At 63.4% G+C, this 1,283-nt stretch carries 1 protein-coding gene; it reads right to left on the bottom strand.

Features of this window, described 5'->3' with window-relative positions; translation table 11 throughout:
- Nucleotides 1–31 precede the first annotated feature (31 nt).
- A protein-coding gene (locus ACJH6J_RS30430) for an IS3 family transposase (RefSeq protein ID WP_109498924.1) occupies nt 32–1,215 on the bottom strand; the annotation gives its coding sequence in 2 pieces (ribosomal slippage) (nt 32–963 and nt 963–1,215; 1,185 coding nt in all).
- Nucleotides 1,216–1,283: the final 68 nt, after the last annotated feature.

The raw sequence follows: 1,283 nt of genomic DNA, 5'->3' as shown, positions 1-1,283 counted from the left end.
GTGGGCTTGACCCTGTTTGGTGGACACAGGGTCAGGCGGCTTGTGCCGTCTGATTGATCCGGTTTTCAAACTCGACGGGGCTGATCATGCCCAGTGCGCTGTGACGCCGGCGGCGGTTGTAGACCCGCTCGATCCAGTCACCGACGGCGAGCCTAGCGGCAGCTTTCGTCGGCCACAACCGCCGGTCGTAAAACTCGACTTTCAGTGTCGCCCATAATGATTCAGTCGCAGCGTTATCCCAGCACACCCCGGTACGGCCCACCGACCGCAGCAGGTTGTTCTCCCGGGCGAACCGAGCCAGCTGCGCCGAGGTGTACTGACAGCCCCGATCGGCATGGAAAATCACCTTCTCCGGCAACGGGCCACGCAACGCGATCGCCATCGTCAACGCCGACTCGACAACATCGGTATGCAGGGTATCGGCGATCGCCCAACCGATCACCCGCCGCGAATGCCCGTCCCGTACCGCCGCCAGATACAACCAGCCTTCCCCAGTCCGCAGATAGGTGATGTCGCTGGTCCACACCGCGTTGAGCACACCGGTATCGAAACGACGTTTGACCAGGTCCGGGATCGCTTCGGCATCCGGGTCCGCCACGGTGGTCGGCGGACCGAAAGTGCGCGGACTGATCCCGAACAAACCTTGGCGGCGCAGTGATGCCGCCACCGTCTTGCACGAGACCACCCAGCCATCCTCCCGTAGATCGGCCAGGATGCGCGGTGCGCCGTTCACCCCGTCGGAGTCGGCATGAAACCCCGCAACTGCGGTGTCGAGGCGCTTACGGCGCTGCTGGGCCGGCGTAGGACCGGCAGCGCCGGCCACACGCCACTTGTAGAACCCCGACCGCGATACCACCAGCAGTCGGCACATCCGCACAATGCTGAAGTTCGCCTTCTCCGCCTCGATGATCCGGTAAGCATCTACCGGTTCTGTTCGGAGGCGAAGAAGGCTGCCGCTTTTTTTAAAAACTCACGGTCCAAACGCAATTCAGCGTTCTCCTTGCGCAGCCGCTCCAACTCGGCGCGCTCATCAACATCAAGCACCCCGCCAGTATCCCCGGCCGACTCGCGGGCCTGGCGCACCCACCGACCCAACAACTGCTCACCCAGATTCATCTCCGCGGCCACATGCGCGATCGGACGTCCCGTCTCGATCACCAGGCGGGCAGCCTGCTCCCGAAACTCCGGGGTGTACTTCTTACGCTTGCCCGCCATACGGACATCCTTCCCGCAGGACCAGCAGTCCCACCAGTTAGGTGTCCACCATCAGGGGTCAAGCCCAG

Origin of the sequence: Mycobacterium sp. SMC-18 (assembly GCF_045310895.1) — a bacterium.
In the GTDB taxonomy this organism is placed as follows: Bacteria; Actinomycetota; Actinomycetes; order Mycobacteriales; family Mycobacteriaceae; genus Mycobacterium.
The sequence above is the reverse complement of the archived record's forward strand: the minus strand, read 5'-3'. Positions and strand labels throughout refer to the sequence as shown.